Source organism: Photorhabdus machadonis, assembly GCF_052657765.1.
This window is the reverse complement of sequence record NZ_CP199761.1, coordinates 4,479,693-4,503,813: the sequence shown is the minus strand read 5'-3', so window position 1 is coordinate 4,503,813 and position 24,121 is coordinate 4,479,693. Positions and strand designations below refer to the sequence as shown.

The window sequence follows — 24,121 nt, the reverse complement described above, 5'->3', positions numbered from 1 at the left end:
ATATAAATAGTCTGAAAAACAATTTAGTTCTTTGTGCAATAGATTTCTACGCGTGTTTCATTCGTTCATTTAAAGTTTCAATGATGAACGTGTTCACCGAAATCTGATGCTCGGCTGCTGCACAATGTAATTGTTCTCCACAATGGAAAAAACTGCACCAACCCTATTCTAGAAAGGTCACCTATATTCCATTACAGAACAAATAATTCCTTTTTGTCATTTCATAACCTTACCACCGACTCATATATTCATTCGAAACAGTTTCATTACCTATAAATATTTCACTGGATACAAAGGGCAATTGTGGATTACTTACCGATATTTGTTGAGTTAAAAGGGCGGCTTGTATTACTTGTCGGTGGTGGAGGTGTGGCCGCACGTAAGGCGACTCTACTACTACGGGCAGGTGCATTATTACAGGTTGTAACGCCTGAATTATGCTCTGAATTACAACAGCGTTATCAAGCTGGTGAACTGGAATGGTATAAGAGAGAATTCCAGTCTGAATATCTTGATGGTATTTTTCTGGTGATTGCGGCGACTGATGATCACATTCTGAATCATCGGGTTTTTACCGAAGCGGATAAGCGCGGTATTTTGGTCAATGTCGTTGATGATCAATCTCATTGCTCATTTATTTTTCCATCAATTATCGATCGCTCTCCTGTTTTAGTGGCGGTTTCATCAGCAGGAAAAGCGCCGGTATTGGCGCGTTTAATACGGGAAAAACTGGAAGCGTTACTGCCTTCCAGTCTTGGTGCAATGGCGAAAATTGCCGGGAATTGGCGTGAGAGGGTGAGACAGCGATTAACTTCCATGCGCCAGCGTCGTTCTTTTTGGGAACAGGCTTTTAATGGCCGTTTCGCTATGTTGGTTGCAAGTGGTCAAATCCAACAGGCGGAAGAGCAGCTTGAGCAACAACTAGAACAGCCTGGTTCACTGGGAGAATTGGCTCTGGTTGGTGCAGGCCCAGGCGATCCGGGATTACTGACATTGAGAGGATTACAGGTTATTCAGCAGGCTGATGTGGTGCTTTATGATCATCTGGTCAGCAGCGAAGTGCTGGATCTGGTTCGCCGGGATGCAGATAAAATTTGCGTTGGTAAAAAAGCGGGTAATCACTCGGTTTCTCAGGAAGAAACTAACCAATTGATAGTGAAATTTGCCAGACAAGGGAAAAAAGTGGTTCGCCTTAAAGGCGGTGATCCCTTTATCTTTGGTCGTGGTGGTGAGGAGTTACAGGTTGCGGCATCAGCAGGTATTCCTTTTCAAGTCGTACCGGGAATTACCGCCGCTATTGGAGCGGCTGCTTACGCGGGAATTCCGCTGACTCACCGGGAGCACTCGCAGAGTATCACTTTTATTACAGGTCATTGCCGGGAAAATGGTAATGATTTGGATTGGCAGGCTTTGGCCAAAGGCAATCAGACTCTGGCGATTTATATGGGGACGGTGAAATCCGCCTTGATAAGTCATCAATTAATTTTACATGGGCGGGCGAAAGATACACCCGTAGCTGTTATCGGTTGTGGCACTCGTCCAGAGCAGCAAGTGTTGACAGGCACTTTGCTGGAACTGGAACAGTTAGCACAGCAGGCACCGTCACCGGCGTTACTGGTGGTGGGGGAGGTGGCCCAACTCCACCATCAGATAGCTTGGTTTGGGCAACAACCTATTGCCAAAATAAGCCGTCCGGCAGTAGTCGATTTTGCATAAGGAGTGGTAATGGACGAGAAAAGATTGACACACTTGCAGCAACTTGAAGCTGAAAGTATCCATATTATACGGGAAGTGGCCGCAGAGTTTGAAAACCCAGTGATGCTTTACTCTATTGGTAAAGACTCTTCGGTCATGCTTCATCTTGCACGCAAGGCGTTCTATCCGGGAACCTTACCATTTCCTTTGCTGCATGTGGATACGGGCTGGAAATTCCGCGAAATGTACGAGTTTCGTGATCGTACCGCCAAGAATTACGGTTTTGAACTACTGGTGTATCGCAACCCACAAGGGGAAGCGATAGGAATAAACCCATTTGTGCATGGTAGCGCCAAACATACCGACATCATGAAAACGGAAGGGTTAAAACAGGCACTGGATAAATATGGTTTTGATGTGGCTTTCGGTGGTGCCCGGCGTGATGAAGAAAAATCACGAGCCAAAGAGCGTATTTATTCATTCCGTGATCGCTCACATCGTTGGGATCCTAAAAACCAGCGTCCTGAATTGTGGCGTAATTACAACGGTCAGATTAACAAAGGTGAAAGCATTCGCGTATTCCCGCTTTCCAACTGGACTGAACTGGATGTTTGGCAATACATCTACCTAGAACAAATTGATATCGTTCCTCTCTATCTTGCCAAACCGCGTCCGGTAATAGAGCGTGATGGCACGCTGATTATGGTTGACGACGACCGGATCGATTTGAAACCTGGCGAAGTTATCAGTCAACGCAAGGTTCGTTTTCGTACTCTTGGCTGCTGGCCGCTGACGGGGGCCGTGAGATCTGATGCTGAAACATTGCCGGAAATTATTGAAGAGATGCTGATATCCACGACAAGTGAACGGCAAGGGCGGCTGATTGACAGTGATCAATCTGCTTCTATGGAACTGAAAAAACGTCAGGGTTATTTCTAAGGAGAACAGCCATGCCTGCACTTGCACAAAATGAAGCTATTGCTGATCAAATTAAACAACAGGGTGGTGTGGAGGCCTATCTGCATGCTCAACAGGATAAGGGATTATTGCGTTTCCTGACTTGTGGCAGCGTGGATGATGGTAAAAGTACCCTGATTGGTCGTCTGTTACATGATACCCGTCAGATCTACGAAGATCAGCTTTCAACATTGCAGAATGACAGTAAACGAATTGGTACTCAGGGTGAAAAATTGGATTTGGCTTTGCTGGTGGATGGTCTCGCCGCAGAACGCGAACAAGGCATCACCATTGATGTAGCTTATCGCTATTTTTCCACCGAAAAACGCAAATTTATTATTGCCGACACGCCGGGACATGAACAGTACACGCGTAATATGGCGACAGGTGCATCGACCTGTGATCTTTCAATTCTGTTGATTGATGCCCGTAAAGGTGTTCAGGAGCAGACCCGCCGTCACAGTTTTATCAGTACATTGCTGGGGATCCGCCACTTGGTGGTTGCTGTAAATAAAATGGATCTGATGGGATACAGGCAGGAGGTTTTTGACCTGATCAAACAAGATTATTTGAACTTTGCCGCTCAGTTGCCGACAGACTTGAAAATTTATTTTGTTCCTATCTCTGCGCTTGATGGCGATAACATTGTCACCAGAAGTACCAATATGGTCTGGTATGAAGGACCAGCGTTGTTGGATATTCTTGAAACCGCAGATGTAAAGAAAGAAGCTTCGAAGCAGTTACTGCGTTTCCCGGTACAGTATGTCAGCCGGCCTGATCTCGATTTTCGTGGTTACAGCGGTACACTTTCATCAGGGATTTTACGCAAAGGGCAGAAAATTAAAGTCATGCCATCTGGTATAACCTCGCAAGTAGAGCGGATCGTGACTTTTGATGGTGATTTGGATTTTGCTGTCCCTGGTGAAGCCATTACTGTGGTGCTGAAAGATGACATTGATATCAGCCGGGGCGATCTCCTGATTTCTACTGATGATGAGATGCTGGTTACCCGACATGCGTTGGTGGATGTTGTGTGGATGTCTGAACAGCCTTTGGTGCAGGGACAAAATCTTGATATCAAAGTGGCGGGTAAAAAGAGCCGTGGGAAAGTTGAGAATATCCAGTATCAGGTGGATATTACGAACCTGACACAACGGGTGGCCGTTGATTTATCATTGAATGCCATCGGGTCAGTGGAGTTTTCTTTTGAAGAGCCATTAATGCTCGATAGTTATCAGCAAAATAGTGACACTGGCGGCATTATCTTTATTGATCGGCTGACTAATGTCACGGTTGGTGCTGGTTTGGTGCGTGAAATTCAGACAGATGTTTATGAAGGACCAAAAGAATTCAGTGAATTTGAACTGGAGTTGAACCGGTTGATTCGCCGCCATTTCCCCCATTGGGGAGCCAGAGATTTACTGGGAGGTAAATAAATTGGCAGAAGGAATTGAAAATTTGGCGTTAGAAAATGTTGTCTGGCATACACATCAACTGACCAGAGAGCGACGGGAAGCTGAAAATGGGCATCCCGCATTGGTTATTTGGTTCACTGGCTTATCTGGTTCAGGTAAATCCACGGTGGCTGGGGCCTTAGAGCAGGCCCTGTTTCAACGGGGAATAAAAACGTATCTGCTTGATGGTGATAACTTGCGTCATGGTCTTTGCTGTGATTTAGGTTTCTCAGAACCGGACAGACAAGAGAATATCCGCCGTGTGGGTGAAGTTGCCAATCTGATGGTGGAGGCGGGTTTAGTCGTATTGACTGCTTTTATTTCTCCTCATAAAGCAGAGAGGCAAAAGGTTCGTGAATTGCTGGAACCGGGGCAATTTATTGAAGTTTTTGTCGATACACCGTTGGAAATTTGCGAATCCCGTGATCCTAAAGGGTTGTATAAAAAAGCCCGTGCGGGTGAAATCCGTCATTTCACGGGAATTGATTCAGTCTATGAAATTCCCGATAACCCGGAAATTTATCTTTTAGGTCAACAACCCGTTGAAGCATCTGTGGAACAGTTGCTGGCGGAACTGAAAAAAGGCGGAATTATACGTTCAAGTCTTAATAACGTATAACATCAACATAAGCACATTATTGAATCTTCAGTGATGTGCTTATGTCATAGCTTTATTCTTAACTATTTTTCCCCCATCCTGTTTTGTGGTAGTAGCGTCGCTCTTTGAGTTATGGGATGATTGACGGATATTTCAGGGGGCGGAAATGGGTAAGCTGACGCTACTATTATTGATTTTACTCGGATGGTTACAGTATTCACTGTGGCTTGGTAAAAACGGTATTCATGATTATGTACGGGTTAAGAATGATGTTGTTATGGAAGAAAGCAAAAACAGCAAACTTAAAGTGCGTAACGATCAGTTATCGGCGGAAATTGACGATCTTACTGGCGGGCAGGAAGCGATTGAAGAGCGATCCCGTAATGAATTGGGCATGATCAAACCAGGTGAAACTTTCTATCGTTTAGTTACTGATAAATCTAAAGAAAACACTTCACGTCCCTCGACTCCAAATAAAACTCAATAATTAAAATGAACGATCTATTATGGCATTCCTGTGCTGATATTCTTGCTTTGGTACCCGCCGCAGGCATTGGTAGCCGAATGAATTCGGATTGCCCAAAGCAATATCTGCCTATTGCCGGAAAAACTGTTATTGAACATACTCTGGCTGCATTACTTGTTCATCCCTGCATTCAACGCGTTGTGGTTGTTTTAAATCCGGCTGATACACAGTTTCAATCTCTTGAGGTTGCATCAAATCCGCGCATTACGACGGTAATCGGTGGGAAGCAGCGGGCAGATTCTGTATTGGCTGGTTTAAATTATTTGGCTAATTTGGCCGGGAATGATAATCGCTGGGTTTTAGTGCATGATGCGGCCCGCCCTTGTTTACACCGTGACGATCTTGAACGTTTGCTACAATTGGCAGAAACGGATGAACAGGGAAATATGGCATGTGGTGGTATTCTGGCATCTCCGGCCAGCGATACGATGAAACGTGGACGTGTTGGTCAGGTTATTGACCATACGGTAGAGCGGCAAGATCTCTGGCATGCGTTAACACCGCAGTTTTTTCCACTAATGTTACTGAGGGATAGCTTATCAAAAGCACTGTCACAACACGCTAATATCACTGACGAAGCTTCTGCACTGGAATATTGTGGCTATCAACCGGTATTGGTTAACGGGCGTTCTGACAATATAAAAGTTACGCGCCCCGAGGATTTGGTATTGGCAGAATTTTATCTGTCCAGAAAATGAAGGAACAGACATCATGAGAATCGGACACGGTTTCGATGTGCATAAATTTGGTGGTGAAGGGCCGATTATTATCGGTGGTGTTCGTATCCCTTATGAACAAGGGCTATTGGCGCACTCCGATGGTGATGTTGCTCTCCATGCAGCGACTGACGCCTTGCTAGGGGCGGCGGCATTAGGTGATATCGGAAAATTGTTTCCGGATACTGATCCGGCATTTAAAGGTGTGGATAGCCGTAAGTTATTGCGTGAAGCTTATCGTCGTATCAGAGAAAAGGGTTATCGGATCGGTAATTTGGATATTACGATTATTGCTCAGGCACCAAAAATGCTGCCGCATGTCCCACAAATGAGAGTCAATCTGGCGGAAGATCTGCAATGCCACATTGATGATATCAATGTTAAAGCGACAACGACCGAAAAATTGGGATTTGTTGGGCGTAAAGAAGGCATTGCTTGCGAAGCGGTGGCCTTGCTGGTTAAGGAATAATTGATGGCATTAGCTGAATTAAATTGGCTGTATGGGCAACCGGAAGCGACGGGGATATTAAAAGCTTCACCGGAAGATTTTATCGTCCGCGAAGATTTAGGCTTTTCTCCTGATGGGGAAGGTGAGCACTTGATGGTGCATATCCGTAAAACGGGTTGTAATACCCAATTTGTTGCAGATAACCTTGCCCGTTTCGCTGGTATACCGCCTAGATCGGTCAGTTATGCCGGTTTAAAAGACCGTAACGCAGTAACAGAACAATGGTTTTGCTTACACTTACCGGGTAAACAGGATCCTGATTTTACATCGTTTCAGCTTGAAGGATGTGAGGTTTTGGCGACAGATCGTCAGAAACGTAAACTGCGCATTGGAGCACTGAAAGGAAATTCATTTACTCTGATCTTGCGGGAAATCAGTCATCACCAGTTTGTTGAAAACAGATTACAACTGATTCAACAAGGTGGGGTTGCTAACTATTTTGGTGAACAGCGTTTTGGGCGGGATGGACAAAATCTGATTCAGGCGCAACGCTGGGCGGATAATGAAATCCGGGTAAAAGAGAGAAATAAACGCAGCTTTTATCTTTCAGCCAGTCGCAGTGCTATGTTTAATGCGGTAGCGAGTGCGCGGATTGCTCTTGAACAACAACAGCAGGTCATTAATGGTGACGCCTTACAATTAACGGGGCGTGGTAGTTGGTTTGTTGCTGACGAAGCCGAGTTGCCTTTATTACAGCAGCGGGTCATCGACGGAGAGCTACAGATAACCGCGCCACTGCCAGGCAGTGGTGAATTGGGAACACGGCATCAATCTGCGAATTTTGAACGGCAATATTTACAGCCTTACGAATCACTGTGGGAACTTATCAAACGGGAAAGAGTGGATTGCACCCGTAGGGCTATTCTGGTTCGGCCTCAGGATCTGTGTTGGGAATGGTCGGATAATAGCACGGTAAAGATCAGTTTCTGGTTGCCTGCCGGCAGTTTTGCGACCAGTGTGGTCAGGGAAATCATCAATCAGGATCAAAATAATGTTACGAATATTGCTGAGTAATGATGACGGTGTAACTGCACCAGGTATTCAGGTTTTAGCGTCAGCATTGCGAGAAAGCTATCATGTACAGATTGTTGCGCCTGATCGTAACCGGAGCGGCTCCTCTAATGCATTGACACTTGATCGTTCATTAAGAATTCATACGCTGGCGAATGGGGATATCTCGGTATTGGATGGCACACCAACAGATTGTGTTTATCTCGGTGTTAATCGTTTAGTCCTTCCGTGCCCGGAAATTGTTATTTCTGGTATTAACTGTGGGCCCAACCTGGGGGATGATGTGATTTATTCCGGTACTGTTGCTGCCGCGATGGAAGGCCGCCACTTGGGTTTGCCGGCATTGGCCATTTCACTTGATGGGCAATCGCATTACGAAACGGCGGCAGAAATCACATGTCGTTTGCTGCAAATGTTACAAACAACGCCTTTGAGAGCGGGTAATATTCTGAATGTGAATGTGCCTGATCTGCCTCTTGAGCAAATTAAAGGTTTTCGGGTGACGCGTTGTGGTAGCCGTCATGCAGCGGAAGAAGTCTACTCTATGCAAGACCCGAAAGGAAACATGCTTTACTGGCTGGGGCCGCCAGGAGATAAACATGATGCAGGGCCTGAAACAGATTTTGCGGCTGTAGAACAGGGATATGTCTCTATTACGCCATTGCAGGTCGATCTGACTGCGTATAAAGCGCAGGGGTTAGTCAGAGACTGGTTAGCTAAAGCTAAGGTTGATGGAGAATGCTAAGTCGGGCAATGAAAAATTTGCTGACACAATTACGCCAGCAGGGAATAGAAGATGAACGTTTACTGGCAGCCATTTCCGCTGTGCCCAGGGAGCGTTTTGTCGATGAAGCACTGGCACATAAAGCGTATGAAAATACGGCTTTGCCTATTGGTCATGGGCAAACGATTTCTCAGCCTTATATTGTCGCCCGTATGACTGAACTGCTTCAGTTAACACCTAATGCTAAAGTATTGGAAATTGGTACAGGCTCTGGTTACCAGACGGCGATATTAGCTCATTTGGTCAAACATGTTTTTTCGGTAGAACGGATAAAAGGTTTGCAGTGGCAGGCTAAACGCAGATTGAAACAGCTTGATTTACATAATGTCTCAACCCGTCATGGGGATGGTTGGCAAGGATGGCCATCACGTGGGTTATTTGATGCTATTATTGTGACCGCAGCTCCGCCGTATATTCCACAAGAACTGATGTTCCAGCTTGCTGATGGTGGTGTTATGGTTTTGCCCGTTGGTGAACAGACACAAATTCTTAAATCTGTGAAACGTCATGGCAATGGTTTTCATAGTGAAGTGATCGAAGCTGTACGTTTTGTGCCTCTTGTGCAAGGGGAACTGGCTTAAATTCGTAGTCTATTGCAACTATTTTTCAATTAATGGTTATATTTGCTTTAATAAGCGAAATTATTTTTGTTTTGAAATTTTTGTGGTTATGTATAACCTTTAAGAGTTATTGATTTTTACGCTTATTATTTGCCGATATGGGGGAAGAAAGTATGAATTCGGGAAGCCCAATGAAGAAAATACAGCGGATTGTAATTTGTTCATTGATGGGAATCTGGTTAGTCGGTTGTACAAATCCGCCAACTCGCCCAGCGCCTATCACCAGTATTAATCAGGAACAAAGCAGGGGTATCAGTCGTCCGGTAATCTCTTCAGACAGCTCTGCTATATCTACACCAATGCCATCTTCGCCTTCATCAATGAGTGCTAGCGGCAGCAATTCACAAGGGAGAATTATTTATAACCGTGATTATGAAAGTATTCCTAAAGGTAGCTATAACGGCAACACTTATACCGTAAGGCACGGTGATACTCTGTTTTATATTGCTTGGATCACGGGGAGTGATTTTCGTGATCTTGCGAGCAAAAATAATATTTCAGAACCTTATGGCCTGACGGTGGGACAGACTTTGAAGACCGGCAGCGGCGGGATGTTAACCACTTATAGCCATAATCAAATTCAAACAACGCTGGTTGATTCTCAATCAACTAATGCGTATCCTGCAAATTCCGGAAAACAGAAAAGTGTAAAAATGTTGCCACAGGCAACTACGTCAACCGTAAACAATACGTATGTAAAATCACCGACGACAACTGCAAGCAGTGGAAACAGCGCTGTCAGCAGTTGGATGTGGCCAGCTGAGGGCAAAGTGATTGAAAATTTCTCTGATACCCAAGGGGGTAACAAAGGGGTTGATATTGCTGGTAGCAGTGGTCAGTCAGTATTCGCAACAGCAGGTGGTCGAGTTGTCTACGCCGGAAGCGCCTTACGTGGATATGGAAATCTGATAATTATAAAACATAACGATGACTACCTGAGTGCCTATGCTCATAACGATACAATGCTGGTTCGTGAGCAACAAGATATTAAGGCGGGGCAAAAAATTGCCACTATGGGTAGCACGGGTACCAGTTCTGTAAGATTACACTTTGAAATTCGTTACAAGGGAAAATCCGTAAACCCGCTGCGTTATCTTCCGCAGCGATAAACTGGGCAGAATGCTGAATTCTGCCTGCATTATCATGGGTAGGGGCAGCTTATGAGCCAAAATACGCTGAAAGTTAACGAGTTGTATGATGATGCGGATTTAGATGAAAGTGGTATTGTTGACGACTTCGATGAGAAATTATTAAAGAATGATGAGGATAACCTAACTGATCTTGAGAATGATTTAGATGTATTGCAGGGTATGAACCAGCGGGTTCTTGATGCGACACAGCTTTATCTTGGCGAGATTGGTTTTTCTCCGTTGTTGACCGCGGAAGAAGAGGTTTTTTTCGCCAGGCGGGCATTACGTGGTGATGTTCTGGCCCGCCAGAGAATGATCGAGAGTAACCTGCGATTGGTTGTCAAAATCTCCCGTCGTTACAGTAACAGGGGGTTAGCGCTTCTTGATTTGATTGAAGAAGGCAATCTCGGTCTTATCCGTGCTGTTGAGAAATTTGACCCGGAACGTGGATTCAGGTTTTCTACCTATGCAACATGGTGGATTCGACAAACTATTGAACGGGCGATTATGAATCAAACCCGCACTATTCGGTTGCCAATCCATATTGTTAAGGAGCTCAACGTCTATTTGCGTACAGCAAGAGAACTCGCCCATAAATTAGATCATGAACCTAGCCCGGAAGAGATAGCAGAACAACTGGATAAATCGGTTGATGATGTAAGCCGCATGTTGCGGTTAAATGAGCGTATCATTTCGGTTGATACACCTATTAGTAGCGATTCCGATAAAGCATTATTGGACGTTTTATCTGATGAGAATGAAACAGGGCCGGAGGGAACAACGCAGGAAGATGATATGAAAAAGAGTATCGTCAAGTGGTTGTTTGAGTTGAATTCGAAACAACGTGAAGTATTAGCGCGTCGCTTTGGTCTTTTGGGATATGAAGCTGAAACGCTGGAAGATGTAGGAAAAGAGATCGGCTTAACAAGGGAAAGAGTGCGTCAGATCCAAGTCGAAGGTTTGCGGCGTTTGAAAGATATTATGCAAACCCAGGGTTTGAATATTGAAGCCTTGTTCCGTACTTAATTGTTGAGTAGTTTAACTACTTGGGTTCTGAAGAACTGTTGTCCGTGTTTTTGTGTTGTTGGTGCTTAGCAAGTTCTTCAGTACCCGGTAAAATTATCCTAGCCCTGTCTGGGATGATGGTGAATCTTAATCAAGGACTTTTAATGACTCCTTTTTCGGGAGTAAGTTCATCACTCCCGCTAGTATTACAGCCGTAGAAACCAAAAATCCGTGTTTCTTCTGATGTTCGCGACTCAGAGAAACCGCATGAATTAAGCTCTTCTATCCGTGGACCTTCTGAAGTACGGCTGTAGTACTAGGTAATTCCATACCAAACCACAGAGGGTTTTAAAGTCTCATTGTGACTTGCAAAAGCGTTGCGTATTGCGCGGCGATTGAGTATGATAATCGTACCGAGCAGCACTGTTCAGCAGACGGATATGATTAAGAATTTTAAACATAAAGGGTTGAAAAAGTTTTTCGAAACAGGTTCTACAGCCGGTATCAATGGCATGCAAGCTCCAAAGATTGCTACCCGTCTTGAGGTGTTGAATAGAGCTGTAAAAATTGAAGATGTAGATATCCCTGGCTTTTTCTTACACCCACTTGCAGGAAACCGGAATGGTGTGTGGTCTATTACTGTGACAGGGAATTGGCGAATTACCTTTGAGTTGTATGATGGTGATGTCTACATTGTGAACTATGAGGATTACCACTAATGGCTATGATGTATAACCCCCCGCACCCCGGAATATTGGTTAAAGAGGCTATGGAAGCTCTGAATTTGAGCGCTAGAAGTTTGTCTAAGGCACTGAGTGTAGCACCATCAACTGTGCAACGCTTGGTTGTTGGCAAGTCTGATGTTTCGCCAGAAATGGCACTGAAATTGTCTGCCGTTATTGGCAGTTCACCTCAAGTTTGGATGGGAATGCAGGTGGATTACGATTTATGGCAGGCAAAACAGCATATTGATGTATCTCACCTTCATCGATTGCAAATAGCTTGATTAATAATTTCAATGCTCCTAATTTTGAACCACCTCAATTGATTTGTCATTGGTTTAAAGGTGAGAATAAGCTCACCTTTTTTAATCAATGTTATATTCAAATTACAGGAACACCGCTATGGAATTTAAAATCGCTATCTGGATGTTGAATCAGTTCAGCTTCAACATGACCAAAATAGTTCACCCGCTCAGTAATATCTTCATTAGCCATAGATTGAGCCAGAGCAAGATAATCTTGGTAATGGCGAGCTTCAGAGCGAAGTAGCGAGATATAAAATTTACTCAATTCTTCATCAAGATGAGGTGCCAGTTTGGCAAAACGCTCACAAGAACGCGCTTCAATATAAGCGCCGATAATCAGTTTATCCACCAGAGTATAAGGCTCGTGGTTGATGATATGGTTAAACATTCCTTTGGCATAACGGCTGGCGCTGATACTTTCATAGCGAATATTGCGTGCATCCATGATCTCCAGCACCTGATAGAAGTGATGTAACTCTTCTTTGATCAGCAATACCATCTTATCGATCAGATCTTGACTGTATGGTGAATCAGCTTTGGCGGTGATCTGTTTGGTCGCCTGGTTTTGACCTTTTAATGAATTGAGATCGCCAATTTTCTTGTAGGCAAAATCTTCATAAGGCTTAAACCATGCCAGCAGTGTATCTGCACTTTGCTGATCTACAGCATACTTACGGATCAAATACATTGCGCTCTGTGCTGCTTTTAGTTCACATAACAGATGATCCCGTAGAAGCACAGGTAAATTTTCAGGCTGTTTTGCTTTATCTACCCACAAATCCGGAGTTTCACATTGCAAAAAACGGGATATTGGTTGTAAAAGGCTTTTATCAAACACGTTCTTACACCATATCTTTTAGCCGATAAATCCATTCTAATGCTTGACGCGGAGTCAGTGAGTCTGGATTGAGATTTTCCAATGCTTCAACTGCCGGTGAGGTTTCTTCTGTTAATAGCGCAAGTTGCGGTGTATCTACATGACTTGCCGTTGCATTGTTAGACAGCGATTCCAGCTCTTTAAGTTTCTGGCGCGCCCGTTTAATCACTTCGCGTGGCACGCCTGCGAGGGAAGCCACAGCCAGTCCATAACTCTTACTGGCTGCACCCTCTTGTACACTGTGCATAAATGCGATGGTATCCCCATGTTCTACCGCATCCAGATGAATATTAACTACTCCTTCAAGTTTTTCCGGCAACGTGGTCAGCTCAAAATAGTGAGTGGCAAACAGAGTCATTGCTTTAATACGGTTTGCCAGATTTTCTGCACATGCCCATGCCAGAGAAAGACCATCGTAGGTTGATGTTCCTCTGCCAATTTCATCCATCAATACCAAGCTTTGTTCGGTCGCATTGTGCAGGATATTGGCAGTTTCTGTCATTTCCACCATAAAGGTTGAACGGCCGGATGCCAGATCATCGGAAGCACCCACACGGGTAAATATGCGATCAACCGGGCCGATGACGGCTTTTTCAGCAGGCACAAAGCTGCCGATATAAGCCAGAAGTGTAATGAGGGCTGCCTGACGCATATAGGTACTTTTACCGCCCATATTTGGACCGGTAATAATCAGCAAACGTCGCTGTAAGGATAAAGAGAGCGGGTTGGAGATAAATGGCTCACGCAGAACTTGCTCAACGACCGGGTGACGTCCACCGGTGATTTGAATTCCCGGTTTATCACTCAATGTTGGGCAAATATAATTCAGGGTTTCAGCACGTTCTGCCAGGTTTGCCAGTACATCAAGTTCAGCCAGTGCTTCGGCACTGGTTTGTAATTCGGCCAGGTGAGGCAGCAACAGATCAAATAATTCTTCGTAAAGCGCTTTCTCTATTGCCAGAGACTTCCCTTTAGAAGTCAGAACCTTATCTTCATATTCTTTTAGTTCAGGGATGATATAACGTTCTGCATTTTTCAGTGTCTGGCGGCGAACATAATGAATGGGCACCAGATGGCTTTGCCCACGACTGACTTGAATATAGTAGCCGTGAACACCATTAAAGCCGACTTTCAGAGTATCAATGCCCAGTTTTTCACGTTCGCGGATTTCCAGTTGTTCCAGATAGTTACTGGCACCATCAGCCAATGCACGCCACTCATCCAACTCGCTGTTATAACCGGGTGCGATCACGCCACCATCCCGAACTAATACTGGTGGTGTTTCTACAATCGCTTTTTCAAGCAATTCCTGTAATTCATCAAACCTACCAATATTTCGCTGTAATTGCTTGATATAGGGGGAGTCCGAAGAGTCCATAATCTGATGGATATCCGGTAATTGCTGGAATGCATGGCGCATTCTTGCCAGGTCCCGAGGTCGGGCAGAGCGTAGAGCCAGACGGGCTAACACACGTTCCAGATCACCGATTTGCAGTAAAAATGGCTGCAACTCCAACCCCATATCCTGCAAGGTCGCAATGGCCTGCTGACGGTTTTCCAATATCTGGCGATCCCTGACAGGGGCATGCAACCAGCGCTTCAACATTCGGCTACCCATTGGAGTTACACACAGATCAAGAACAGAGGCGAGGGTATTATCTGTACTGCCAGACAGGTTTTGTGTCAGCTCCAGATTACGGCGGGTTGCCGCATCCATAATAACCGTATTTTGCTGACGTTCCACCGTGATGCCACGGATGTGAGGCAACGCTGTGCGCTGAGTATCTTTGACGTATTGCAACAGGCAACCTGCGGCACGCAGAGCGAGGGTTGCTTTTTCCACACCAAAACCGACCAGATCACGGGTACCAAATTGCAGATTAAGTTGCTGCTTTGCTGTATCCAGCTCAAATTCCCATAAAGGGCGGCGGCGCAGGCCATGATAATTTTCAATCAAAGCCATGTGCTCAAAACTTTCAGGATAGAGCAATTCAACAGGGCGGCTACGTTGCAATTCGGCTGACATCGTTTCCTGTTCTGCGGTTTCGGATATTTGGAAACGACCGGATGTTAAATCCAGCGTGGCATAGCCAAATCCCTGGTTATCGTGCCAGATAGCTGCGAGCAGATTATCTTGCCGTTCCTGCAATAAAGCTTCATCTGTCACGGTACCGGGGGTAACGATGCGAACGACTTTACGCTCAACCGGGCCTTTGCTGGTGGCAGGATCACCAACTTGTTCACAGATAGCGACTGATTCGCCTAATTGAACCAGTTTAGCTAAATAGTTTTCTACTGCATGATGTGGCACGCCCGCCATTGGAATAGGATTACCAGCCGATTGGCCTCGCTTGGTCAGCGAAATATCCAGCAATTTTGAGGCTTTTTTAGCATCGTCATAAAAGAGTTCATAGAAATCCCCCATTCTATAAAACAGCAGGATATCGGGATGCTGCGCTTTAAGACGGAGATATTGCTGCATCATGGGCGTGTGGGTATCAAAAGTTTCTGTGTTAATCATGCAGTTGTCTTAGTTAAGTTTGTGAATCAATTCTTCCGTTATGGTATCGCACCAAGCTTTAAACTTACACAGGTAAAATCTGGAAGTCATTCGCAAATTGGACTGGATAAATTGTAAGGATCTGAATAGATCGGAAATAAGGGTCGATATTTTGCGGGGGTGCTACAAAATTAAAAGCAAAATCCTCGTTACGTACCACTGGCCCGATGCAATTCAGTGGATGTTTTCCTTAAATGCATCGGGCCAGAAGATTACGTACGTCCTGTGCGAAGCTAGTTTTTTCCAGATTATTTGATCACAGAAGCGTCGATCAAGGTGATACCACCGATGAGAGCCCAGGTGGTCCACGATGATGTAGTTGATGAAGTAGTTTGCCAGAGATGCCAGAGTGCCTTATCAAGACCAAGCACAAAGACTTCAATCCGCCCGTCTGAATTCTTCGCTACCGTTGGAGCACTAGCTATTATACCTGTGAATGAAGTCCAATTAGACCACGGGCCGTTGTGATAAACTTGCCAGGTGCGCCAGAGCGTGTTATCAGCGCCGCGTGCAAAGACCTCAAGTCGACCAGCGATATTCTTCACCGCCGCCGGGGCGCTAGTGATCACACCATCCAAACATTGCCAGTTTGACCACGAAACGGAATCAGAGCTGATCTGTGAGATGTGCCGGAGTGTGCTATCAGCACCGCACGCAAAGACTTGGAGCCGATCATCGCAGGTGTCGATAACCACCGGGTCGCTAGTAATTATGCCTTTTAGTGACTGCCAACTTGACCACTGATCCGTGTGGGGAGTCGTTTGCCAGATGTGCCAGAGAGCGTTATCGGGGCCACGTGCAAAGACTTCAAGCCGGCCATCGGCGTTGATATGTGCGGCTGGATTACTGGTGAGTGTGCCACCTAGAGATTTCCAGCTTGACCACGAATTGGTATGGGCTGCGGTTTGCCAGATGTGCCAGAGAGCGTTATCGGTGCCGCGTGCAAAGATTTCAAGTCGGCCGTCAGAGTTGATACATATCTCAGGATTGCTGGTGATCCCACCATACAGCGGTTGCCAGCTTGACCAAGTATTGGTATCAGCGGCGGTTTGCCAGTTGTGCCAGAGTGCATTATCCGTACCACGTACGAATACTTCCAATCGACCGTCCGCATTACGATGAACAGCGGGTTTGCTAGTCACTATTCCGTTAAATTTGCTCCAGCCAGCCCAAGAAGAGTTTGGTAGCGGCATTGTTTGCCAATTGTGCCACACTGCGTTGTCAGCGCTTACACCGAAAACCTCAAGTCGATTATCGGCATTGTTTGCTACTGAGACAATTCCAGATAACGCTATCGCAGAGTTCTCGATTTCTACCTCACCTGCAACATATGCTTCGGTATTATCTGGACTTGGCGTTTTAATAGGTTCTTTTTTCATATGTATATTCTCTTTAAAAATAATTTTTCGGATTCAAAAAAATAATCATTTAATGAGAGGGATATTAAGTTTTATATATTGATGCTTTCACTAGTCTCCTATGTTATTATCAACAAACTAAATGGCGGGTGTTTTTTGTTAATTCCTGACCTGTAAGGTGTTAAATAGATATGGTTTTTAATTATGTGATGACATATTTTACATGTTGCTTTTTCATGTAATTATTTAAGTTAAATCAATTTTAAATTAACTGTTTTTTATTTAAAATCTTCCATTGTTTTCTATCTTTAAATATATTTTACTCATTGTTTTTTAATTTTATTTAAAATATTTTATTGAATCATTATTAAAGCACACAATTCATCATCTGGCTATTGAGAAACGCAGATCCTGATTTAATCATGTACCTCAAAGAGGTTATTCTGTTTGAAGTTGTTTTCTAGACATATTCGACTAAGAGTCTGCTTCAGGTAGACAAAAATATGTCCTTGTCTCAACGATAATATGCAAGTTCGAATCCGAACCAGGATTGTGTATCGAATATTCATATACAGGATCTTAAGAATTAAGTCGTTCAAAACACGCATCCAATGTTTTGTTTTTAGACGACTTTCTTTGCGGTGTTTTGAATGCATTCTGGGATAAATAGGTTTTGGCTTTTTCCAGCCAAAAACACGTTTCCGACCATGCCCTTTGGAGGAGATTTTCTATTATGGGTTTTAACCAGATCTCCGTATTTTGGGCCGCTTTAAGCAGTGAAACCGCTGGGAATAATCGCCTTGCCAGCGAGCGTCTGAGCAACAACGCTAATAAGCTCAGCCAGATAAGCCCCGTGACCAACGTTTCTTTTCGTGTCGTAAACCGGTGCCAGTTCGTGTGTGATTTGAGTTCTTTAAACAACAGTTCTATTTGCCAGCGGCAACGATAAATATCCATGATGTCATTGGCTGTAAATTCCTCGACTGATAAGTTAGTCAGCCAGAGACAGAAACGTTTTTCTTCAGCAAACCAACGGCGGATCAGGCGAAACTCATAGCCATTACGCCGACAAATCAGATCCAACACCTCAGAACGATTCGTTCTGCGTGTCACGGATTTCAGGGGCTTATCGGACAGCTTCGATAAGATTTTTCCCTGACCATTGCGTGCCCTGATTATTTGGGGATTAAGCGATTTACCGCCCCGCACAATAAACGAACCGCCTGAGCGTGAGAGTTGTTCAAAATACTCAAAATCGACATAACCGGCATCCGCTAATAATAATTGGTCATGCAATGTTGCCGGAATAGGCAGGTGAGTCCGCTCAGAGGCGGTATCTGCAGTAACAGCCATTTTCACGGGAGACTGGGTTAATAATGACAAGGTCATGTGACATTCCACTGCCGCTGCGGTTGCCTGAAATCGACAAGGAAAAACATCAGCCAGTGCCGAATGGACTTTAAATGAACTGCCATCCTGTAAAATAACATTTTGAAATTTGGCGAGTTTTTTGGGCAGGACGAGGTGCTTTTCAGCCCATTGTGCCATGGCAAACCTGACCAATATTTTGACAAATTCAACAAAAGCCGCTTTCCGTAGCTGATTATAAAAAGGACGGTAGCTAACGTGTTGTTTTTCATCGGGGCACAGGCCATTAAATTTTTGGTGTAGCTGAGCTATAGACGTCACTTTCCCCGAACTGAGCGCTGTGATAAGACTGAGAATAAGCGTATGAGGCTCGATATTTCTCACGCGCTGAATAAACCCGCAGCGAAGCGCCATTTTTTGCAAAGAAACGTCACTGAAGAATTGCATTAATTGGTGTTTTATAGCGATAATCGTCACAGGCTTCATCCGTGGTTTTGGTATTAGTTTGGCGACGATTATCAGATCATAAATGAAGCCTTTTTTCTATCTAAAATATACAGTTACTGCTTAAGAGCCTGTATATGATCGAATATTAGATTTTTACTGGCAAATTAGGTAACACTGGCCCGATGAAGCGCAGTGAATATTTTCCTTAGCGTATCGGGCCAGAAGGTGATGTTCGTTTTGTGCAAAGCTGGACTCATTCCAGATTATTTAATTGCTGAAGCATCGATTAAGTTGCCATTGAGGGATACCCAAGCGGACCACGATGATGTGGTTTGCCTGGTGTTCCAAAGAGCGTTATCGGTGCCACGCGCAAAGACTTCTAGCCGACCATCGGCGTCTTCCACCGCCGTTGGCGCACTGGTGATCACGCCATTTAACAAGGCCCAGTTAGACCACGGACCGGAATGGGATACCGTTTGCCAGATGTGGTAGAGTGCGTTATTGGTGCCGCGTGCAAAAACTTCAAGCCGGCCATCGGAATTCTTCGCTACCGCAGGGGCGCTAGTGATCACGCCATTCAACGAGGTCCAGTTGGACCATGGACCGGAATGGGGAGCGGTTTGCCAGATGTGGTAGAGTGCGTTATTGGTGCCGCGTGCAAACACTTCAAGTCGACCATCAGCGGTACCGATGACTACAGGATCGCTAGTGATTACACCGCCGAGTGATTCCCAACTTGACCACTGGTTGGAATCAGGAGCGGTTTGCCAGATGTGGTAGAGTGCGTTATCGGTACCACGCGCAAAGACTTCAAGCCGACCGTCTGAGTTGATATGAACTGCGGGGTTGCTGGTGATCACGCCGTTCAAAGATTGCCAATTTGACCACGGACCGGAATGAGCGGCAGTTTGTGAGGTATGCCAGAGAGCGTTATCGGTGCCACGCGCAAAAACGTCGAGTCGGCCATCGGTGTTGACATATACCGCCGGGTTACTAGTAATTGTCCCCCCTAAAGATTGCCAGTTTGACCAACCGGCATTGGCGGAGGTTTGCCAGATATTCCAGAGCGCATTATCTGTGCCGCGTGCGAATACTTCCAATCGACCATCTGTATTGATATAAACGACAGGTTTGCTGGTTACGTTTCCGCTAAGTGAGATCCAGCCGGACCAGGAAGAGCCTGAATGTGGCGCTGTTTGCCTATTGTGCCACACGGCATTGTCAGTGCCTACGCCGAAAACCTCAAGCCGACCGTCGGTGGTGTTTACTACCGAGACAATTTCAGACAACGCGATTGGCGCGTTTTCGATTTCTACCTCATTTGCAACAGGTAGCTCGACATTATCTGGCTTTGGTATATTAATAGGTTCTTCTTGCATATATATATCCTCGTTAGAAATAATTTTCCAGACTCACTAAATGGTCATTCAATAATCAAGACTTCTAATTATTTGAATTAACATTCTCATTTTTACTCTTTACTCTTTGAAGAAATAATTAATATTTTATGTGATGCTGATCGATGTTCCGTGAAGTATTAAGTGGATGGTGATACTACATTATAAAACCTCGTGTGTTTATATATATTTTTACATACAGTCATTCAAAAATAATAAATTATGAATGAATTGTTTTTCTGTTTTAAGGTTTCGTCTTTCTTATATTTGAAAATATATTTTTTCATGGTTGTTTTAATTTTATTCAATACACCTGGCAACCAAGTGGTTGCTTTATGAGCGATTGTTTCTCAGACATATTCAATCAAGAATCTATTTTCAGTACCACTGGCCCGATGCGACTCAGTGAATGTTTTCCTTGTGCATCGGGCCAGAAGATTACGCTTGTCTTGTGAGAAGCTGGTTTTTTCCAGATTATTTGTATCGCTGAAGCGTCGATCAAGGTGCCTCCGAGGGTTGCCCAAGCGGACCACGATGATGTGGTTTGCCAGATGTGCCAGAGTGCGTTATCACCGCCGCGTGCAAAAACGCCAAGCTGGCCATCGGCGTTGACATATACTGCCGGGTTGCTGGTGATCCCACCACCTAGTGACTGCCAGCCTGACCAGGAAGAGTCGGTGTTTGGTACTGTTTATATAATTTTGGGCATTATCTAAATTTAATATATCAACAGAGTCTATTTTCATATGTATGCCTTATTAAAAAAATAACTTTTCAGATTAATTTGATAGTAATTTAATGAACGAGATATTTAATTTTGTAGATTGGCATTCTCATTTATTCTTCTTATTTTTCATTAAGAAGATAAACAGTTAATACTTTATTTAAAGCTAACTTCTGATTTATTAAGTGTCAAACAAACGTGATTTTATTTTATAAAACCCTATGTGTTAATATGTATTTTTGCATACGATCATCTAAGAATGATTAATGACACATAAACTATTTCTTATTTTAAAATTACCTTGTATTTCTATTAAGATTATATTTATATCATGATTGTTCTTTTTTATTCGAAATAAAAACTGTTAATGTCGAAATGTAATGATTTGGTGAGTTTATTTGAAACTATATTTACTAATAATTCAATCATAACAACTTAAACAAACTAATTAATTGTGCGATCTATAAACTTATATAGGTAGAGTTTGGATTTAATTTGTAAGTTTGGTTTTAATTTTTAAATATATTGCTATGTAGTCCTTTAAAAACTGAGGAAAACTTTTACTCTATTAAAATAGATATAAAGAAATAAACCACTTTTGGTGTGTTTCCCGTATTTTCGGGCATGAACCTTATCTTTTATGCACTTAGGACAGAATCAAAAAGTGTTCCCTGTGTTCACGGGGATAAATAGCGTGCTGTCAGAAAAAGGCATATCAGCTCAGTGATATGCCTTTATTTTAACTGATTGATTTAAAAGTAAGCTGTGATCCCGGCACGGAATGTTCTTCCCGGCGATGGAATATAACCCAGGCTGAGAGGCTGGATATAATATTTGTCGAAGACGTTATCTATACCAAACTCAAACTCGATATGTTTATTCACATGGGCGGTCAGAGAGATATCCGCCACTGTTGCGGGCCGCCAAATAATGGGGGCCAGCAGGAGGGCGGAACCTTGCCCCGGTTTTGTTGCGGGTACAGATCTTTGGTCATAATGTGAGACTCTTGCATTGATGGACATTTTGTCATCTAGAAATTTTCGTGTCAGATCGAGTGATACAGCATATTTAGGCGGAATATGGTTAGTGGCATAATCCGAAGGGAGGCTGCGAGCAACACAACCTTCATTTTCAGTACAGAATCTGACTTTCGTATAATAATTCATAGATAAGCGAGCATCAAAATGATCACTGTGGTAAACACTCGCCAACTCTAATCCTGCGAATTTCGCTGCTTTAATATTGCTGATGTACATACTCCAGTAATCATCCATCCATGATCGGTTGATATAGTCTTTCACCCGATTATCGAAGTAGGATATTTTGATATCTACACTGTCATTGTCAGCAATTACATCTGGGAAACGTGATGTCAGCCCGAATTCTATATTTTTCGAAATTTCAGGTTTTATATGGTCGTCAACACTCATCATATAGCCACGAATACCTTCAACCATTGATGGAAAGCGTGGCGCATAGGTATATTTGGCATGTAGCGCAGTTTCATTATTAACTTCAAATTTAACTCCTGCCCAGTAACCATGAGCATGATCCTGCTTATTGTTGACTTTGCCTGAGACCAGTTTCCGACGAAGAGAAGGTACTGGGCTATAATCTTCTACCTGATAGGATTTGTAATCCCATCCACCCATTAAGGTAAGGCGTTCGGTAAGCATATAGCTACCGTTCAGGAAAAGGTGACCTTCCTTACGCTCTCCTTCCCGATTAACGGCATATTTCCATTCGCCTTCGCTTGGGCCTGTGCGTTCGCGAATCAAGCTGGCACCGTAGTTCAACTCAATATCTTGCGTTGAAAGCTCAAATAATGAGGTGTTGCTCAGATTCATCCCTACTGTACGCATGAATTTTTTATCACCAAGGGTATTATTTGAAGTTCGGGGGCGATCGTTAACCCGTGTTTGCCACACGCCGATGTCCAAGTTAATCCAGGGATTTGATGACGGTTCCCATTTATAATTGAGGCTGTGTCTGTTCATGTTGAGCCGTGTCAGCGGACCCTGATCTAAAATCATGAATGTTTGGCTCAGGTTTGCCATATCTGCAACATAAGATTCTCCGTAGAGATTTTGATAATGACTAACGATAGCGGAGATTTCATGGCCATCACCAAAACGAATTTTTCCTTTACCCAGTAACGATTGGCTATCTTCAGAAGTGTTAGGTACAGCATCTCCCATTGCATACAGCGAATAACCTGCCATTTGTTCACTGAATTGTGGAATGAGACAATCCTGTGGATCGCTTTGACACAGGTAACCCGGCATCCCACGTTCCTTGGCCCCTGGCCCGTGTTTACCCGAATGGTAATTGCCACGCTTGCGCTGAGAAGCACCAAACAGCAATTCATAGGAAGGTTCGGCCACTGCGAAAACAAGACTCCCGGTTCGATTCCTGGCATCAAAGAAAGAGGTTTTTGATGGGGATGGCCAGTCATTACGTTGATAATCGGTAGGATTAGAATGGTTGTTTAATAGACTTCCCTTCAGACGAAATCCGATGTTTTGTCCATCAAGCAGAATATCGCTGGCTTCGATGGTTTTTATCTCCACAACGCCACCGATAGCTCCCATGCCGCCTTTTCCTGTCGGGCCTTGGCTGATATCTACCCGGCCAATGAAATCGGGATCAATAAAGGAACGGTTGGAGACACCTTGATAACCACGATACAGGGCAGTCTGGTTAGATGCGCCATCAACGGTGGTTAAGACTCGGCCTTGTCCTTGCAGGCCCCGTATATTCACATCCAGGCTGCCTGAACTGCGTGCTTCACCAGACAATACGCCCGGGGTTGTTTTGAATATATCAACAGGATGGATCACACCAAATTTTTCGATATCTTTACCTTTGATGGTGGTGCTATCGAAACGCAATGGCTCATGACCTGAGTACCCACGATTGCCTGTCACTGCAAGGGGGCTCAGTGTTATTGCACCTTTGCTAGTCATATTTTTTGCTATTTTTACTAACGTATAGCTGCCATTGGTACGCTGGGACAGTTGTAAATGGCTGCCTGTAAGCAGCCGGGCCAAGCCGTCATGAGCGGTAAAGCTGCCGTTTAATGAAGGTGCTGTCAGTCCATTGGTTAAATTCGGATCAAAGGAGAATGCAGTACCTGTTTGAGCAGCGAAACGGGACAAAGAAGTTCCCAATGCTCCCGACGGAATATTGACGGAATAAACGGTCTCGGTTTGTGTGGCGGCATAAATGGGTTGCGCCGACAGCAGAATCAATGGAAGTAACAATGCGGTTAAGGACTTTTTCTGCCGGCGTGGTTGTGATCCCTGGCAGTTAACATGATATGGCATAGGCAATTTCTCCATCGCTTTTTAAGCTTCTTT

21 protein-coding genes and 1 pseudogene are annotated in these 24,121 nt (G+C 44.3%); 15 read left to right on the top strand and 7 right to left on the bottom strand.

The window, feature by feature from the left end; translation table 11 throughout:
• Positions 1 to 46: 46 nt before the first annotated feature.
• Positions 47 to 139, bottom strand: a pseudogene (locus tag ACUN2T_RS21735) (toxin-antitoxin system HicB family antitoxin); the annotation flags it as partial.
• A 164-nt stretch (positions 140 to 303) separates the two neighbouring features.
• Here ACUN2T_RS21735 and cysG point away from each other — a divergent pair.
• The 14 genes from cysG to ACUN2T_RS21665 all read left to right on the top strand — a co-directional run bounded on the left by cysG (position 304) and on the right by ACUN2T_RS21665 (position 12,010).
• Positions 304 to 1,716, top strand: a complete 1,413-nt coding sequence (gene cysG, locus ACUN2T_RS21730) for a siroheme synthase CysG (RefSeq protein WP_445495000.1) — start codon at positions 304 to 306, stop codon at positions 1,714 to 1,716.
• Between the two features lie 9 nt (positions 1,717 to 1,725).
• Positions 1,726 to 2,634, top strand: a complete 909-nt coding sequence (cysD, locus tag ACUN2T_RS21725; RefSeq protein ID WP_445494999.1) for a sulfate adenylyltransferase subunit CysD — start codon at positions 1,726 to 1,728, stop codon at positions 2,632 to 2,634.
• Positions 2,635 to 2,645: 11 nt separating this feature from the next.
• Positions 2,646 to 4,088 (top strand): sulfate adenylyltransferase subunit CysN, encoded by a 1,443-nt coding sequence (gene cysN, locus ACUN2T_RS21720; protein ID WP_445494997.1) that lies wholly within the window; start codon positions 2,646 to 2,648, stop codon positions 4,086 to 4,088.
• A 1-nt stretch (position 4,089) separates the two neighbouring features.
• Positions 4,090 to 4,725 carry an adenylyl-sulfate kinase gene (gene cysC, locus ACUN2T_RS21715; protein ID WP_445494996.1) on the top strand — a complete coding sequence of 212 codons (636 nt, stop codon included), beginning with the start codon at positions 4,090 to 4,092 and terminating at the stop codon, positions 4,723 to 4,725.
• Positions 4,726 to 4,870: 145 nt separating this feature from the next.
• A complete protein-coding gene (gene ftsB / locus ACUN2T_RS21710) occupies positions 4,871 to 5,191 on the top strand; it encodes a cell division protein FtsB (RefSeq protein ID WP_445494995.1) in 321 nt (106 codons plus the stop codon).
• Positions 5,192 to 5,196: 5 nt separating this feature from the next.
• Positions 5,197 to 5,928 (top strand): 2-C-methyl-D-erythritol 4-phosphate cytidylyltransferase, encoded by a 732-nt coding sequence (ispD, locus tag ACUN2T_RS21705; RefSeq protein ID WP_445494994.1) that lies wholly within the window; start codon positions 5,197 to 5,199, stop codon positions 5,926 to 5,928.
• Positions 5,929 to 5,941: 13 nt separating this feature from the next.
• Positions 5,942 to 6,415, top strand: coding sequence for a 2-C-methyl-D-erythritol 2,4-cyclodiphosphate synthase (gene ispF, locus ACUN2T_RS21700; RefSeq protein WP_036841446.1), 474 nt, complete (start codon positions 5,942 to 5,944; stop codon positions 6,413 to 6,415).
• 3 nt (positions 6,416 to 6,418) lie between these two features.
• Entirely contained in the window at positions 6,419 to 7,468 is a 1,050-nt protein-coding gene (truD, locus tag ACUN2T_RS21695) for a tRNA pseudouridine(13) synthase TruD (RefSeq protein WP_445494993.1), read from the top strand.
• The gene (gene surE, locus ACUN2T_RS21690) at positions 7,446 to 8,210 is read left to right on the top strand and encodes a 5'/3'-nucleotidase SurE (RefSeq protein WP_445494992.1); all 765 of its coding nucleotides are present in this window, start codon (positions 7,446 to 7,448) and stop codon (positions 8,208 to 8,210) included. The genes truD and surE overlap by 23 nt, the downstream gene beginning before the upstream one ends.
• Positions 8,204 to 8,830 carry a protein-L-isoaspartate(D-aspartate) O-methyltransferase gene (locus ACUN2T_RS21685; protein ID WP_445494991.1) on the top strand — a complete coding sequence of 209 codons (627 nt, stop codon included), beginning with the start codon at positions 8,204 to 8,206 and terminating at the stop codon, positions 8,828 to 8,830. The genes surE and ACUN2T_RS21685 overlap by 7 nt, the downstream gene beginning before the upstream one ends.
• A 170-nt stretch (positions 8,831 to 9,000) precedes the next feature.
• Positions 9,001 to 9,978, top strand: a complete 978-nt coding sequence (gene nlpD, locus ACUN2T_RS21680) for a murein hydrolase activator NlpD (protein ID WP_445494990.1) — start codon at positions 9,001 to 9,003, stop codon at positions 9,976 to 9,978.
• A 51-nt stretch (positions 9,979 to 10,029) separates the two neighbouring features.
• Positions 10,030 to 11,025 carry an RNA polymerase sigma factor RpoS gene (rpoS, locus tag ACUN2T_RS21675; protein WP_445494989.1) on the top strand — a complete coding sequence of 332 codons (996 nt, stop codon included), beginning with the start codon at positions 10,030 to 10,032 and terminating at the stop codon, positions 11,023 to 11,025.
• Positions 11,026 to 11,444: 419 nt separating this feature from the next.
• Positions 11,445 to 11,723 (top strand): type II toxin-antitoxin system RelE/ParE family toxin, encoded by a 279-nt coding sequence (locus ACUN2T_RS21670; RefSeq protein ID WP_445494987.1) that lies wholly within the window; start codon positions 11,445 to 11,447, stop codon positions 11,721 to 11,723.
• Positions 11,723 to 12,010, top strand: a complete 288-nt coding sequence (locus tag ACUN2T_RS21665; RefSeq protein ID WP_445494986.1) for a HigA family addiction module antitoxin — start codon at positions 11,723 to 11,725, stop codon at positions 12,008 to 12,010. The genes ACUN2T_RS21670 and ACUN2T_RS21665 overlap by 1 nt, the downstream gene beginning before the upstream one ends.
• A gap of 97 nt (positions 12,011 to 12,107) precedes the next feature.
• Here ACUN2T_RS21665 and miaE read toward each other — a convergent pair whose 3' ends face one another.
• The 5 genes from miaE to ACUN2T_RS21640 all read right to left on the bottom strand — a co-directional run bounded on the left by miaE (position 12,108) and on the right by ACUN2T_RS21640 (position 20,020).
• Positions 12,108 to 12,869, bottom strand: a complete 762-nt coding sequence (miaE, locus tag ACUN2T_RS21660) for a tRNA isopentenyl-2-thiomethyl-A-37 hydroxylase MiaE (RefSeq protein WP_445494985.1) — start codon at positions 12,867 to 12,869, stop codon at positions 12,108 to 12,110.
• 4 nt (positions 12,870 to 12,873) lie between these two features.
• Complete coding sequence (gene mutS / locus ACUN2T_RS21655; protein WP_445494984.1) at positions 12,874 to 15,429, bottom strand: DNA mismatch repair protein MutS; 2,556 nt, start codon at positions 15,427 to 15,429, stop codon at positions 12,874 to 12,876.
• A 287-nt stretch (positions 15,430 to 15,716) separates the two neighbouring features.
• Complete coding sequence (locus ACUN2T_RS21650; protein WP_445494983.1) at positions 15,717 to 16,847, bottom strand: hypothetical protein; 1,131 nt, start codon at positions 16,845 to 16,847, stop codon at positions 15,717 to 15,719.
• A 558-nt stretch (positions 16,848 to 17,405) separates the two neighbouring features.
• Complete coding sequence (locus ACUN2T_RS21645) at positions 17,406 to 18,671, bottom strand: IS4 family transposase (RefSeq protein ID WP_445497945.1); 1,266 nt, start codon at positions 18,669 to 18,671, stop codon at positions 17,406 to 17,408.
• 233 nt (positions 18,672 to 18,904) lie between these two features.
• Entirely contained in the window at positions 18,905 to 20,020 is a 1,116-nt protein-coding gene (locus tag ACUN2T_RS21640) for a hypothetical protein (RefSeq protein WP_445494982.1), read from the bottom strand.
• 521 nt (positions 20,021 to 20,541) lie between these two features.
• Between ACUN2T_RS21640 and ACUN2T_RS21635 the strand changes: the two genes are divergently transcribed.
• Positions 20,542 to 20,754 (top strand): hypothetical protein, encoded by a 213-nt coding sequence (locus ACUN2T_RS21635; protein ID WP_445494981.1) that lies wholly within the window; start codon positions 20,542 to 20,544, stop codon positions 20,752 to 20,754.
• Between the two features lie 760 nt (positions 20,755 to 21,514).
• On the opposite strand, the gene ACUN2T_RS21630 is transcribed toward ACUN2T_RS21635, so the two are convergent.
• Positions 21,515 to 24,088, bottom strand: a complete 2,574-nt coding sequence (locus ACUN2T_RS21630; RefSeq protein ID WP_445494980.1) for a TonB-dependent receptor domain-containing protein — start codon at positions 24,086 to 24,088, stop codon at positions 21,515 to 21,517.
• Positions 24,089 to 24,121: the final 33 nt, after the last annotated feature.